General features: G+C 58.0%; 11 protein-coding genes. 9 read left to right on the top strand and 2 right to left on the bottom strand.

Features of this window, described 5'->3' with window-relative positions; all coding sequences use genetic code 11:
* The first annotated feature begins 5 nt into the window (after positions 1-5).
* Positions 6-1,121: a nucleoside hydrolase gene (locus tag CR254_RS00135; protein WP_097927788.1), complete on the top strand. Its 1,116-nt coding sequence runs from the start codon at positions 6-8 to the stop codon at positions 1,119-1,121.
* 61 nt (positions 1,122-1,182) lie between these two features.
* On the opposite strand, the gene CR254_RS00130 is transcribed toward CR254_RS00135, so the two are convergent.
* On the bottom strand, positions 1,183-2,190 hold the full coding sequence (locus tag CR254_RS00130; protein WP_219617962.1) for a LacI family DNA-binding transcriptional regulator: 1,008 nt from the start codon (positions 2,188-2,190) through the stop codon (positions 1,183-1,185).
* 129 nt (positions 2,191-2,319) lie between these two features.
* Here CR254_RS00130 and CR254_RS00125 point away from each other — a divergent pair, with 129 nt between their 5' ends.
* The 5 genes from CR254_RS00125 to CR254_RS00105 are packed head-to-tail and all read left to right on the top strand — an operon-like array spanning position 2,320 to position 8,025.
* Complete coding sequence (locus tag CR254_RS00125; protein ID WP_097927786.1) at positions 2,320-3,378, top strand: sugar phosphate isomerase/epimerase family protein; 1,059 nt, start codon at positions 2,320-2,322, stop codon at positions 3,376-3,378.
* 40 nt (positions 3,379-3,418) lie between these two features.
* On the top strand, positions 3,419-4,546 hold the full coding sequence (locus CR254_RS00120; RefSeq protein ID WP_245851323.1) for a Gfo/Idh/MocA family protein: 1,128 nt from the start codon (positions 3,419-3,421) through the stop codon (positions 4,544-4,546).
* Complete coding sequence (locus tag CR254_RS00115) at positions 4,531-6,048, top strand: sugar ABC transporter ATP-binding protein (protein WP_097927784.1); 1,518 nt, start codon at positions 4,531-4,533, stop codon at positions 6,046-6,048. Before CR254_RS00120 ends, CR254_RS00115 begins: the two co-directional genes overlap by 16 nt.
* Positions 6,045-7,034, top strand: a complete 990-nt coding sequence (locus CR254_RS00110; protein WP_097927783.1) for an ABC transporter permease — start codon at positions 6,045-6,047, stop codon at positions 7,032-7,034. The genes CR254_RS00115 and CR254_RS00110 overlap by 4 nt, the downstream gene beginning before the upstream one ends.
* A 52-nt stretch (positions 7,035-7,086) precedes the next feature.
* Positions 7,087-8,025, top strand: coding sequence for an ABC transporter substrate-binding protein (locus CR254_RS00105; protein WP_097927782.1), 939 nt, complete (start codon positions 7,087-7,089; stop codon positions 8,023-8,025).
* Between the two features lie 71 nt (positions 8,026-8,096).
* On the opposite strand, the gene CR254_RS00100 is transcribed toward CR254_RS00105, so the two are convergent.
* Positions 8,097-11,393 (bottom strand): Hint domain-containing protein, encoded by a 3,297-nt coding sequence (locus tag CR254_RS00100; RefSeq protein WP_097927781.1) that lies wholly within the window; start codon positions 11,391-11,393, stop codon positions 8,097-8,099.
* A gap of 311 nt (positions 11,394-11,704) precedes the next feature.
* On the opposite strand from CR254_RS00100, the gene CR254_RS00095 reads away from it, so the two are divergent.
* The 3 genes from CR254_RS00095 to CR254_RS00085 all read left to right on the top strand — a co-directional run bounded on the left by CR254_RS00095 (position 11,705) and on the right by CR254_RS00085 (position 14,295).
* Entirely contained in the window at positions 11,705-12,523 is an 819-nt protein-coding gene (locus CR254_RS00095) for a hormone-sensitive lipase (protein WP_097928839.1), read from the top strand.
* Between the two features lie 50 nt (positions 12,524-12,573).
* A complete protein-coding gene (gene aroQ, locus CR254_RS00090; RefSeq protein WP_180955836.1) occupies positions 12,574-13,005 on the top strand; it encodes a type II 3-dehydroquinate dehydratase in 432 nt (143 codons plus the stop codon).
* Positions 13,006-13,188: 183 nt separating this feature from the next.
* Positions 13,189-14,295: an ABC transporter ATP-binding protein gene (locus CR254_RS00085; protein ID WP_097927779.1), complete on the top strand. Its 1,107-nt coding sequence runs from the start codon at positions 13,189-13,191 to the stop codon at positions 14,293-14,295.
* Positions 14,296-14,400 lie beyond the last annotated feature (105 nt).

Here is a 14,400-nt window from a genome sequence, read left to right as displayed (position 1 = left end):
TTATCATGACTTCGTTGAAAGATATCGCCGCCCGTTTCCCGACACTGGATGCCGACCTGATGCGTAGCCGCTTGGCCCGTCCTGCGGCTGGCGCACGGGTGATCATCGACACCGATACCGCGAACGAGATTGACGACCAATACGCGTTGGCATGGGCGTTGCTATCACCGGAACGGGTGAATGTGATCGGTGTGACGGCGGTTCCGTTCTCGTTTCAGCATCATAAGGAGGGGCTGATCAAATCTGTGGAAATCCTACAGAATGGCGGCCCGCAGAATGATGTTGAGGAAAAGTTCATGGGCGGCCTTGGCGGCTGGGCGCAGCGGATCGTCGATGCGGGCAGGACCGGGCATGACGTGAAGTTCGTAACGCCTGAGCAGGGTGTTGAGCTGTCCTATCAGGAAATCCTGACCATCTACGATAAATGCGGTGTCGCGTCCGAGGGTAAGGTTTTCCGTGGATCGCCTGCTTATCTGAGCGATTATGACACGCCGATTGAATCGGACTCGACCCGCTTTATCATTGAGCAGGCGCGCAACCGTGCGGATGGTCCTGTCTATATTCTGGCCATGGGCGCACTGACGAATATCGCGTCGGCACTGCTGCTGGCGCCGGATATTATCGACAATATCGTGGTGATCTGGACGGCGTCCTTCCCCAGCTATGCGCCGTTCTGTAACGAGCCGTCGCTGAACTTGGTACAGGATCGCCTTGCCTCACGCTTGCTGTTTGAATGTGGTGTGCCGCATGTCTATCTGCCCGGCTATCACGTTGGCGCGCAGTTGAGCATTTCGCACCCCGAGATGGAGCAGTTTGTGAAGCCCAAGGGCGCGATTGGCGCCTATCTGTGGCACCTGTACACGAACAACCCGCTGCATGAGATGTTCGCGATCACCCAGCCTGAAACGAAAACATGGGTGATTTGGGACATCATCAATGTGGCATGGTTGTTTGATGAGAAATACGTCTCGATGCATATGACGACCTCGCCCGCTTTGAACGAGAAGCTGTATTGGGAAACCGACCCCAGCCGTCATCTGATGGCAGAGGCTTACGATCTGGATCGGGATGCTATTTTCGAGGATCTGTTTGAAACACTGTCGCGCGCGCCGGGCCTATAAGCGCGCAGCACAGTTGCAACGGCTCCTGATCGGGCCGTTGCAGTTACACCCCGAGGGCTCACTATCTGCGTGCCGTGCTGCCCCTGACAACCAGTTCCACGGGCAGGGGGGCGGCATCTGCGCCTGCGGTGTTTTCATGGCGGATCAGCCTGATAACAGTCTCGGCCGCGCGGGCGCCCATGCGTCGTCGCGGCTGATGGATCGTGGTCAGGGATGGCAGGAAATGTTCCGATAAATCAATGTCATCAAAGCCAACGACGCTGACATCATCAGGCACGCGCAACCCTTGCCGAGTGACGTGGCCGATGAAACCCATTGCGCATTCATCACTGGCACAAAAAACCGCTGTTGCACGCTGATCCGCCGGTTGGGCCAACCATTGCCGCGCGGCAGAAACGCCTGAGCCCAGCGTGAAATCCCCAGCGAAATAATCGTTCTGCTCAATGCGATGATCCAGTGCCTGCATCGCACTGCGCCAGCCATCGTGGCGGGCGGTGCTCAACACATTGCCCACCGGTCCGGCGATATGCGCGATCCGGTGATGGTTTAGCGCGCTGAGGTGCTCCACTGCCAACCTTGCGCCCTGCACATTGTCGATGGCGATGGTGGGCAGAGTGCTGTCCTCGATCCATTCACAGGCCATGACCAGCGGCAGGTCGGTATTCGTCACGCGCAGCGGGTCCAGTGCACCATCCAGCAGGATGATCCCGTCGGCACGGCCATCACCGGACAGGTCCATCACATCCAGATCGTGATCGCCCAGCGGGGCTGAATCCGCGATCAACACGCCGAAACCATGCGATGCAGCAACTTCGGTAACTGCTGATAAAATGCGGCTAAAGAAGGTGTTGGCCAGATTTGGTGCCAGAACCAAGATCACATTTGTGCGCTGCGTTCGTAAATTACGTGCGACAGGATTTACGCGATATCCGGTCTTTCGCACGGCGGACATAACGCGGTCGCGGGTCGCCTGTTGCACGCGGTCGGGATGAGCCAATGCGCGGCTGACCGTCGCCGTCGAAACGCCTGCAATCCGCGCCACATCCAGAATTGTCGATTTGCCAGTCACCATGCGGGTCCTTTGACATGAGAAGCGGGTTGACGGAATCGCGAATGGCCTACACTCTACATGTAAACGATTACATGGGCGATTCCGATCGACCCATACGCCCCGACAAGAGGGCACTGGGAGGATATTATGAAGACCATCAAGGGCCCCGCGCTCTTCCTTGCGCAATTCGCAAGTGACGAAGCACCGTTCAATTCTTGGGATTCCATTACAAAATGGGCCGCCGATTGCGGGTATGAGGGTGTGCAGGTTCCCAGCTGGGATGCGCGCCTGATTGATCTGGACAAGGCAGCCGACAGCAAAACCTATTGCGACGAATGGAAGGGGCAGGCCGCCGAAAACGGCGTTGCCGTGACCGAGCTTGCAACCCATTTGCAGGGCCAGTTAGTTGCGGTCCACCCCGCCTATGACGCCGGATTTGACGGCTTCGCGCATCCATCCGTTCATGGTGATCCAAAGGCCCGTCAGGAATGGGCCGTCGATCAGATGTTCAAATCGATCACGGCGTCGCGCAATCTTGGCATTGGTGCCCATGCGACATTTTCGGGCGCGTTGGCGTGGCCCTATATGTACCCGTGGCCCCAGCGCCCTGCCGGTTTGGTTGAGCAAGCCTTTGATGAGCTGGCCCGCCGTTGGCGTCCTATTCTGGACCATGCTGAGGATAACGGCGTCGATATTTGCTACGAGATTCACCCCGGTGAGGATCTGCACGATGGCGTTACGTTCGAGATGTTCTTGGAGCGTGTGAACAATCACGCACGGGCCAAGATGCTGTACGATCCGTCCCACTACGTTCTGCAATGCCTTGATTACCTGGACAACATCGACATCTACGCCGAACGTATCGGGATGTTCCACGTCAAGGATGCGGAATTTAATCCGACTGGCCGACAGGGCGTTTATGGCGGTTATCAGCCATGGGTGAACCGCGCGGGGCGCTTCCGGTCCTTGGGCGATGGGCAAGTTGATTTCGGGGCTGTCTTCTCAAAAATGGCGGCACTAGATTTCGACGGCTGGGCCGTTGTTGAGTGGGAATGCTGTCTAAAGCACCCCGAGGATGGCGCGCGTGAGGGCGCTGCCTTTGTCCGCGATCACATCATTCGCGTAACAGATCGTGCCTTTGACGACTTCGCTGATGGTGGCGCTGATGAGGCGGCCAACCGCGCAATGCTGGGTCTGGACCGCTAAGCATCGGCGGCGACAAACAAAAAACTAGGAGGAACGCGGCATGAGTGATCGCATCAGGCTAGGTATGGTCGGTGGTGGTGAGGGCGCATTTATCGGCGCTGTGCACCGCATCGCGGCCCGTATGGATGACCATTTCGAACTGGTCGCAGGCGCATTTTCATCGGATGCAGAACGTGCGGAACGGTCGGCGGAAACGCTGCGCGTTGCCCGTTCCTATAGCGATTATGTGGAAATGGCCAAACGTGAGGCCCGCCTGAAAAGCGGGGCGGAGGCTGTGGCCATCGTCACTCCAAACCACTTGCACTGGCCCGTGGCGAGGGAGTTCCTGAAACGCGGCATCCACGTGATTTGCGATAAGCCGCTGACCTCGACCCTTGCCGATGCGCGTAAGCTGGCAAAGGCGGCGGAAAGCTCTGGCGCGATGTTCATCCTGACGCATAACTATTCCGGCTACCCGATGATCCGGCAGGCCCGCGCAATGGTTGAGGCAGGTGATCTGGGCAAAATCCGGGTTGTGCAGGTGGAATACTCGCAGGATTGGTTGAGCCGCACCGTCGATAATAAACAGGCTGCGTGGCGCACAGACCCCGAAAAATCCGGTGCGGGCGGGTCCACTGGCGATATCGGAACCCACGCGCATCACCTCGCCGGATATGTGACCGGTTTGCAGGTGGAGGAACTGGCCGCCGATCTGCACACCTTTGTTGATGGTCGCGCGCTGGACGACAATGCGCATGTGATGATGCGCTATCAGGGCGGGGCGAAGGGGATGCTGTGGTGCTCCCAAGTCGCCGCCGGCAACGAAAACGGCTTGCGGTTGCGCGTCTATGGTGAAAATGGCGGTCTGGAATGGGATCAGGAAAATCCGAACCAGCTGTGGTACACGCCGCTGGGTGAACCGAAACGGCTGCTAACCCGCGCCGGTGCAGGCATCGGTGATGCGGCTGCGCGGTTGTCGCGGACGCCAGCGGGCCATCCTGAGGGATATCTGGAGGGCTTCGCGAATATCTATTCCGACGCGGCCGCGCTGATCACTGCTGCGCGGGATGGGTCCACGCCGGATGCAGGGGCGCATGTCCCGGGCATTGCGGATGGTCTGGCTGGTGTTGGTTTCGTTGATGCCTGCGTGCGTTCATCCAAGCGTAATGGCGCATGGGTCTCGATGTGAGTGGCGATCCGGTTCTATCCCTGAACGGTGTCTGCCGTGATTTCGGGCAGGTGCGGGTTTTGCATAGCGTGGATTTCGCGCTGCATGCAGGGGCGGTGCATGCGCTGATTGGAGAGAATGGCGCAGGCAAATCCACCTGCATGAAGATCCTTGGCGGTTATCTGTCTGCCTCGGACGGGGCGGTTCGGCATAACGGGCAGGACACCGTTTTCGCCAGCGCCCAACAGGCTGAATCCGATGGCGTCGTGATGATCCATCAGGAATTCAATCTGGCTGAGCAGTTGAGCGTGGAGCAAAACATCTTTCTAGGGCGTGAACTGCGCAAAGGGGTGTTTCTGGACCACGCCCAAATGCGTAAGCAAACGCAGGACTTGCTGGACCGTTTGGAAACCAGGGTTGATCCGGCTGCGCGGGTTGAGGATATCTCCGTCTCTGACAAGCAGATGGTTGAGATTGCAAAAGCCCTCAGCCGCAATGCGCGCGTGCTGATTATGGATGAGCCGACTGCCGTTCTAACCAATCGCGAGGCCGCCGTTCTGTTCCGGCAGATCGAGCGCCTGCGCGCCGATGGCGTGGCAATTCTGTACACCTCGCATAAGCTGGATGAGATTGCGCGTCTGGCCGACATGATCACCGTTTTGCGCGATGGTCGTGTTGTGGCGCATGGGGCAGGTGCGGAATTTGACGAGGATCGCATGGCGCGTGATATGGTTGGCCGCGATCTGACCAACCTGTACCCCGACCATGACGGACCGGTCGGGCAGGAACCTGTTTTAGAAGTTGAGAACCTGACGGTTCCGGGTTTGGTTGAGGGGCTAAGTTTTAATCTGGCACCGGGGGAGGTGCTAGGTTTCGCGGGATTGGTCGGGTCAGGCCGGACCGAGGCGATGGAGGGGCTGATGGGCCTGCGGGCCGCAACGGGCACCATCCGCCGCAACGGTCAGCCCGTAACGATCCGCCGGATGAGCGACGCAACGCAGGTAGGGCTGGGTTACCTGACCGAGGACCGTAAGGGCCGTGGTCTGATCCTGTCACAGGGCATGCGCCCGAACCTGACGTTGCTGGCATTACGCAAATTCGTTCGCCGCCTGATTGACCGGCGGGCGGAGGAAGCGGCGCTGGACACCGCAATCACCGAATTCGACATTCGCGCCCCGCATCGCGATGTGGCGGTTGGCAATCTGTCCGGTGGCAACCAGCAAAAGCTGCTCTTGGCCAAAACCATGCTGAACGCGCCAGAGATCGTCATCATCGACGAACCCACGCGGGGCATCGATATCGGCACAAAGCAGCAGATCTACGCCTTTATCCGAACCTTGGCCGAGCAGGGGCGTGCGGTGATCGTGATCAGCTCCGAGATGGCAGAGGTGATCGGGTTGGCGGATCGCGTCGTGGTGATGCGGCAGGGGCGCAAGGCAGGTGAGCTGACCCGCGCAGAAATTTCAGAGGACTCAATTGTCCGCCTCGCCATGGGGCTGGATGGCAAGGATTACGCAGCATGACCGAACAAACCAAACCCCGTCGGCCACGGCTGGACCTACAGGTATTAGGCCCGATTATCGCATTGGCCGTGCTGATCGTGATCGGCGCGCTGATGAACGAGAACTTCTTGGGCTACGGCAACATCACCAACGTGCTGTCCCGCTCCGCCTTTATCGGGATCATTGCGGTTGGCATGACCTTTGTAATCACGGCGGGCGGGCTGGACCTGTCGGTCGGGTCCATGGCGGCGTTTATTGCGGGGTGCATGATCCTGGCCATGAATGCGCTGGTGCCGATGATGGGTACGGGCTGGAGCACGATTTTCGCGGGAATGGCGATTGCGCTGGCTCTGGGCCTTGTCGCTGGCCTTGCTAACGGATTGCTGATTACCCGCGCGCGGATCGAGGCATTTATCGTCACGCTGGGCACGATGGGGATATTCCGCAGCCTCGTGACTTGGCTGGCGGATGGGGGCACCATTAGCCTCGATTTCACGCTGCGTGGGGTTTATCGGCCGATGTATTACGGCGGTATCCTTGGGGTTAGCTGGCCGATTATCGTGTTCGCGGTGGTTGCCATCGCCGGTGAGATTGCAATGCGCCACACCAGCTTTGGCCGTCATTGCGCTGCCATCGGCTCGAACGAGCAGGTTGCGCGCTATTCCGCCATTCCCGTCGATCGGGTGCGGGCGTGGACCTATGTCCTGCTGGGCATTCTGGTTGGTATTGCCACCATCATGTACGTGCCGCGACTGGGCAGCGCGTCCTCCTCCACCGGTGTGTTGTGGGAACTGGAGGCGATTGCAGCCGTGATTATTGGCGGAACCATGCTCAAGGGCGGCTTCGGTCGTGTTTGGGGCACTGTTGTCGGCGTGCTGATCCTCGGCCTGATCGACAACCTGCTGAATCTGACCGATCTGGTCAGCCCCTATCTGAACGGCGCTATTCAGGGGGTGATCATCATCCTCGCTGTAGTGCTGCAACGTCAGAAAAAGGCCGAGCGTTAACGGCCACAATTTTTTGCGGGCAACGACCCGTTTAACGAAAGGGAGAAATACCATGAAGATGATTACAACTTTGGCGCTGGCCACCATGATGACCGTGCCGGCCTTCGCGCAGGACACAACGGTTATCGGCGTGTCCATTCCTGCGGCGACCCATGGCTGGGCCGGCGGCATGAACTTCCACGCGCGTGAGGCGATTGAGCGGTTGGAGGAAACCTATCCGCAGCTTGATTTCGTGCTGGCTACGGCCTCCGATCCGGGCAAGCAGGTTTCGGATGTCGAGGATATGATGGCCACGCGCAATATCGACGCGCTGGTGATCCTGCCATTCGAGAGCGATCCACTGACTGGCCCTGTTGCCGCTGTTGCGGATAGCGGTGCGTGGGTGACGGTTGTTGACCGCGGTCTGGCGGTTGAGGGGATCGAGGACCTGTATGTTGCAGGCGACAACCCCGGCTTTGGCCGCGTTTCGGGCGAATTTTTCGTCAGCCAGATGCCAGAGGGCGGCAATATCGTCGCGCTGCGCGGTATTCCGACCAGCATCGATAACGAGCGTGTAGCCGGTTTCGAGGCTGCGATTGAGGGTTCGGGCATCGAAATCCTCGATATGGAGCACGGCAACTGGAACCGTGATGACAGCTTCGAAGTGATGCAGGATTTCCTGTCCAAGCATGCTGATATCGACGCTGTCTGGGCCTCGGATGATGATATGGCCATTGGTGCGCTCGCCGCGATCGAGGCGGCTGGCCGTACGGATGAGATGTGGGTACTTGGCGGTGCCGGTATGAAGGAAATGATCGCCCGCGTGCGCGATGGTGACACCATCGTTCCGGCTGACGTGACCTACCCACCAGCAATGATCGCAACGGCGATTGAGCTGACCGCGCTGAACTTCGTTTCCAGCGCACCGGTTTCTGGCGATTTCATCATCGGTTCGGTGCTGATCACACAGGACAATGCAGAGCGTTTCTACTTCCCTGAATCGCCGTTCTGATCCAGCCGGTTATCCTAAACGCGAAAGCCCCGCAGTTTTTACTGCGGGGCTTTTTTGTATTCAGCCTCAGCTCAGGCAGAGTGGGCAAAGCGCGGCGGTAATTCCCACGCTCTGAGTGTTTCGCGCGATGACGGTCCATAGCCCTGCGGGCCGCTGACGGCCAGTTCGGGGAACAAGGAGAACAGCTCGCTGCGCCCTGCGGGATCCAGCGCATCATAGGCCATCTCACCCGGGTGGAAGCTCTCAGACTCGATCCCCTCAGCAAAGATAATCGCGTGGCGGTCGAACATCAGGTGCACATATTCAATCGTGCCGCCGCTGACCTGCCGGATCGTGGTGCCGTTGACCATATGCTTGGCCGCGACCAGCATTTCATCCACGCCATGGCTCAGCCGCAATGCACTGTCACGGATCAGCATGCGGTGCTGCGGGGACACTCGCAGCGCGTTGCGATTATCGAAAACGCCCGCGTCAAATTCGATAGGGGCTAGCAAGCCAGTTGCCTTAACCGTGCGCTGTCCGATCCAGCGGATCGGTTGCAGGCCGTGGTCGCGCGTCACAACCAGATCGCCCGGCTTTAGCTGACCCGCGGCACGGGGGCCGGTGGGGGTCATGATACGCGCATTGGCATCGAAGCAGATGATCCGCTCAATCTCGCTGAAGGTGACAACGGTACCGTCCTCCAGCGTGAATGTGCCGTCCTCTAGCCCGCCAAATGTAATGTCGGCCTGTGTTAGCTTTTCACCAGCTAGGTTGGTTAGTCCTGCCAGCGACAGTGTATCGATGTCGACATCGCCGGGATCCTCACCACCGGTGACGCTGATCGTATCACCACCCGCACCGGTGGAGGCACCAGCCACAAAGTTGAACAGATCGTCGTTCAGGCCACCGGTCGCTGTGTCATTCTCAAACAGGCTGATCGTGTCCTCACCATCACCACCGTTTAGTGTGTCGCTGCCCGCATTACCCTGAAGGCTATCACTGCCCGTGCCGCCATCGATGCTGTCATCGCCCGAACCGGTAACAATCGTATCGTTGCCGCTGCCGCCACTGACGTCACGATCGCCAGAGCTGCCGCTGGCTGCATAGCTGTCATCGCCGCCAGCAAGGTCATGATCGCGATTGTTCGACGTAATTGCATCTGCGTTTACGTTGTCAGCCTGATCCGAGAAGATGACGTCTCTGATCGACGAGAAGGAGCCGTCAGCATTCGTCTGATCGTTGATCGTACCGTTGTTATTGTTGCTGAAGGTGACATCGATACCGTGTGCCGTCAGGCCCGACGCATCAATGACATCAGTTCCAAGGCCACCGGAAATCGTGTCCGTGCCGAAATTATCCAGCAACTGGAATGTATCCGCGCCACCGTCACCGCTAATGCTGTCATTCCCCTGACCGGCCGAAATCAGGTCAGCGCCGTCGCCGCCTGAAATCGTGTCTGCGCCCGATCCGGTTGTGATGGTGTCATCACCGTCCAGGCCTGCGACTGTGATCGCACCAACCGCGCTGGAATCGTAAGAATCATTGTTATTGGATAGGACGAGGGTCTCGATCTCCGTGAAATCGGTAATCTCACCAGTTCCGCTTTCCTCGATCGTTCCTGTTAGGTTGCCGCCGGTGTAATTGGTGATGATCGCATCAACGCCGTTTGTCGTCAGGCCGATGGCGGATAGTGTATCCAGATCGGTTCCGCCCTCGGAACCTAGGATTGTATCTGCACCAAAGCTATCCGTTAGCAGGATAAGGTCGGCATCATCGCCCGCATCGATCAGATCGTCGCCGGTGCCACCATCCAGCGTGTCGTTGCCCGATGAGCCGTACAGCGTATCATTACCTGCACCACCGCTGACGGAGTCATCGCCCTCGTCACTGGCATCGCCGATGATGGTCGCGCTGGAGAAATTCTCGGTGTCGAAGGTAAATCCCGAATTCACCTCACGTGAGGTCAGCGTCACGGTAAAGCTGGACCGGTTCACAAAGTCGAGCGCGACCTGGTTCTCCTCCTGCTCCAGTGCTGTCAGGGTGGTTTGGTCGTTATCGCGGCTGCCAGAGAAGCTGAAGCTGTTCCCGTTATCCACCACGGTGACGGATGAGGGGTCTGCGATCTCATAGCTGGTGAACTCGGATGTTGCGACGGTAACACGCTCAACATCGGTCGTTGAGCCGCCAACGAACGTTTCATCCAGATCGCGGAACACGAATGTACCGTTCAGGGTGATCGGCTGTCCGACATCCGGTCCGGATGCGGCGAAAAACTCGACAACAATCTGGGCTTTATGACCACCAAAGGAGTTTGCAGTATTCGCGCCCAGGTTCAAAACTACGATGTTGGGATCGGCCGCGTCGGCGTTGTTCAAATCGACCTGCATGGCCGAGGCAGTGATGCCGTCTGCCTCGGTGATCGAGAGAATGGTGAAGCGGGCATCAATTACGACGCCATCCGCTGTTGTCGCAACGTTCTCATAGATGATCGACTCACCTACGGTTTCGTTGCTGGCACCGCCGTCGGATGTACCGCTTGCGTCAATATTCGCGCGGTTGAAGTTAAAGGCCGCAGTATCCTGTGTCGGATCGCGCACGTCGGAACCATCGCCGTAAACGATGTCATCGCCGTCGCCGCCCTCAACGGTGTCGTTATCCTCGGCGCCTAGTAGGGAATCGTTTCCGATGCCGCCCAGCAGGCTGTCATTACCTGTTCCGCCGTCCAGACTGTCATCGCCATCGCCGCCATCCAGCGTGTCGTTACCCGCTTGACCGCGCAGCGAGTCATTATCTGCGCCACCGATCAGGCTGTCATTGCCGGCACCGCCATCCAGGCTGTCATCACCAGCTTCACCCTCAATCGTGTCTGCACCGGCCTGACCACGCAGCGAGTCATCGCCGTCGCCGCCAAAAATATGGTCGTCATTGCCAAGGTTCGGACCGCCAGTTGCGCCGGGCAATGTCTCGTTCGAGCTGGGCATCGTGTCGTAATCGATGCTCGATGGGGTCGCGTCCGAGGAATAGGTCGCCGTATCTCCAGCATAGGCCTGCTGATCGCTATCCGCGATGATTGTGTAGTTAATACCATTGATTTCAATGGAGTAGATAGTGATGAAGTTTCCGCCCGAAACCTCCCACACGTCCACTGCCAGCAAGCGGGCGGAGTTGGAGGAGGAGCTTTGATAGGTATTGGTCGTCGAGTCGAAGATGTACCCCAACGCATTCTCTGTGCCCGACCCCTGCGCCCTGAGCGATGTATCATCGTCCGAGATATGCAGTTGCAGTGTTGGCGGATCGGTTGGAACCTCAAAGAAGAAATCGCCGCCAGAGGAGCCAAAATTCAGATCGTCATCGGTATAGACCGAATAAGTAAAGATATTGGCCATTGCTCGTCCCCGTAGACAATCTGATTCATGTCGCCTTTTTGCCTAAGGCTATATCGCGGCGAAACCATGGCGGATGGTTGGAAAACGACGCAAATTTTAGCATTCGTCTATAGCAGCGATACGATTTTTGTCAAAGAAAGCTGTGGTCTGGGTGTGTTTAGATCACCACCACACGTTGTGCGTGTATTGGTGTAGGGATACGCCAAATTGCTTCCAAGTTCCACGCGGATAGGGCAAACATGTATACCAGCCTTTGTAGCGCGCTAACATGGCGGGATGCTGGGGCGAAATGAGCTTTGGGGGCTGCCGACGTGATTTCCGATTGGAACGACGCCTATGCAAATGGGGCCTATATTCAGGGGGCTGAGCAGTTTCCTGAGCAGTGGATACAACAGGCCGCACAGTTTCGTGAGGGGTTGATCGCCGCAAATAGAGCGCGCCTTGACCTTGGTTACGGTGCGTCAGAGCGTGAGCGCTTCGATCTATTCATGCCAGAGGGTCCGGCAATTGGTCTGGCTGTGTTTGTTCATGGTGGCTATTGGCGGATGTTCGACAAATCGTCATGGTCACATCTGGCGCGAGGCGCGGTTGAGCGGGGCTATGCCGTCCTGATCCCGTCCTACACCCTATGCCCACAGGCCACGATTGCGGAGATTACGGGGCAAATCGCACGCGCAATTTCGCAAGCGGCAGGCATGGTCAGTGGTCCGATCCACCTTAGCGGCCATTCCGCGGGCGGGCATCTGGTGTCACGCATGGCTTGCGCGCTCAGCCCACTGGGACAGGGGGCAGCATCGCGGTTGGGGCATGTTCTGTCGATCAGTGGCCTGCACGACCTGCGCCCCTTGTTAAAGACGGATTTGAACCGAGAGTTGCGTCTGGATTGGGCCACGGCAACAGCCGAGAGCGCGGCGTTACAGGCCCCCCGATCCGGAACGCGCCTAACCGCATGGGTTGGCGGGGATGAACGGCCCGAATTTATCCGGCAGTCAGAGTTGATTGCGAATATCTGGACCGGATGTGCAGTTGATACCTCGCTGGTGGTGGAAGCGGGCCGCCACCATTTCGACGTGATCGACGGATTGGCGGATGCGAACAGTGCCATGGTGGACCATTGGCTTTCGCAATGATCTCCTGCACGGTGGCGCCACCTTTGACACGCTGAAATCTGGAGAAGACCATGACCCGCGCCGTTCACATCCTCAACGGGCCGAACCTGAACCTGCTGGGGCAGCGTGAACCTGAGATTTACGGCGCGGATACCCTCGCCCAGATTGAGGAGCAGTGTCAGGCATTGGCGGGGGAATTGGGGGTTGTCCTGACCTTTCGCCAGACAAATTCCGAGGGTGGATTGGTCGATTTCATCCATCAGGCCCGGTCCGAGGGCGCGCAGATTGTCATCAATGCAGCCGCCTATACCCACACCTCTGTCGCGGTTTTGGATGCGCTGAAAACCTGTGACGGATTGCAGGTTATTGAGCTGCATTTGTCGAATCCGCACCGGCGCGAGGCGTTCCGGCATCACTCCTATGTGGCGCTTGCTGCGACGGGCGTCATCGCCGGCTTTGGCGCGGGGGGCTATTTGATGGCGCTTCGGGCTGCTGCTGGTTGAGGTCAATCGGCCTGATTGGGCGATTCTGACGGGAAAAATGATCTGTTTCGGTTGGTTTCGCCGCTTAATTCGCCTGTTTTGAAGTGTCTGCCTCTGTGGCGTTGCATCTTGGGAAAACACCGTTAGGCTCGTTTGTGTACTGGCATGACTGCTGGGTAGGGACAACAAACAGGGAATTCCAATTTGGCCGATACTCCAGCGAACGACGGCTTCGTAACATTTGATAGGGTGCAAAAAAGCTACGACGGCGAAGCGCTTGTTGTGAAAGACCTGAACCTCTCTATTGGTAAGGGTGAGTTTTTAACCATGCTTGGACCATCAGGTTCTGGCAAAACGACTTGCCTGATGATGCTCGCAGGTTTTGAAAGCGCTACGCACGGCGAAATTAAGCTAGACGGCGTTTCAATCAACAACATCCCACCGCACAAACGTGGAATTGGGATGGTTTTTCAAAACTATGCTTTGTTCCCACATATGACCGTGGCTGAGAATTTGGCCTTTCCACTCGAAGTCCGTAAAATGGGCAAGTCCGAGCGTGAGATGAAGGTTAAGCGCGCCTTGGACATGGTCCAGATGGGTGAGTTTGGCGGACGCCGCCCCGCACAGCTTTCAGGTGGTCAGCAGCAGCGCATCGCCTTGGCCCGCGCACTGGTTTTCGACGCAGAGCTGGTCCTGATGGATGAGCCGCTGGGCGCCTTGGACAAGCAGTTGCGTGAGCATATGCAGTTCGAGATTAAGCACTTGCACGAACAGCTTGGCATTACAGTTGTTTACGTCACCCACGATCAGGGCGAGGCATTGACCATGTCGGACCGTGTCGCGGTGTTTAATGATGGTCGCATTCAGCAACTGGCCCCGCCAGAGGATCTGTATGAACGGCCCGAAAACAGCTTCGTTGCGCAGTTCATCGGTGAAAACAACACCTTGGCTGGCACGGTTGAGCGGATCATCGACGGCGTGGCCGAGGTACGTCTGTCCTCGGGTGAGATTATCAACGCCGAGCCTGTAAATGTCAGCCAGCCGGGCGAAAGCACGCTGATCTCCATTCGGCCTGAGCGGGTCGAGATTGACCACACCCGCTTGCCTGCCGACGCACATCTGATCGACGCGGAAGTGCTGGAATGGATTTATATGGGCGACATCTTCCGCACCCGCTTGCGGGTTGCCGGAAACGATCAATTCGTCATCAAATCTCGGAACTCGGGCGATCAGCGTAAGCTGGTTCCGGGGGAACGCATCAAGATCGGCTGGGCCCCTGGCGACGCCCGCGCGCTTGAAGTGACCGAGTGAGAATAGCCGCGTGAGCGTGCACGTCTCGCGCGGCGATCACCGCATCTACCGGACGCCCGGATCGATAGATGTGGAAACAAATCTAACCGGGACAGGGAATTTGAA

It is taken from the genome of Pontivivens marinum, assembly GCF_900231835.1.
Taxonomy (GTDB): Bacteria; Pseudomonadota; Alphaproteobacteria; order Rhodobacterales; family Rhodobacteraceae; genus Pontivivens; species Pontivivens marinum.
The sequence above is the reverse complement of the archived record's forward strand: the minus strand, read 5'-3'. Positions and strand labels throughout refer to the sequence as shown.

What these genes read in the sequence shown, in the direction of transcription:
- CR254_RS00135 (WP_097927788.1), top strand. Translation starts at nt 6, where the DNA reads ATGACTTCGTTGAAAGATATCGCCGCCCGTTTCCCGACACTGGATGCC.
- aroQ (WP_180955836.1), top strand. Translation starts at nt 12,574, where the DNA reads ATGACCCGCGCCGTTCACATCCTCAACGGGCCGAACCTGAACCTGCTG.
- CR254_RS00105 (WP_097927782.1), top strand. Translation starts at nt 7,087, where the DNA reads ATGAAGATGATTACAACTTTGGCGCTGGCCACCATGATGACCGTGCCG.
- CR254_RS00125 (WP_097927786.1), top strand. Translation starts at nt 2,320, where the DNA reads ATGAAGACCATCAAGGGCCCCGCGCTCTTCCTTGCGCAATTCGCAAGT.
- CR254_RS00115 (WP_097927784.1), top strand. Translation starts at nt 4,531, where the DNA reads ATGGGTCTCGATGTGAGTGGCGATCCGGTTCTATCCCTGAACGGTGTC.
- CR254_RS00120 (WP_245851323.1), top strand. Translation starts at nt 3,419, where the DNA reads ATGAGTGATCGCATCAGGCTAGGTATGGTCGGTGGTGGTGAGGGCGCA.
- CR254_RS00100 (WP_097927781.1), bottom strand. Translation starts at nt 11,393, where the DNA reads ATGGCCAATATCTTTACTTATTCGGTCTATACCGATGACGATCTGAAT.
- CR254_RS00110 (WP_097927783.1), top strand. Translation starts at nt 6,045, where the DNA reads ATGACCGAACAAACCAAACCCCGTCGGCCACGGCTGGACCTACAGGTA.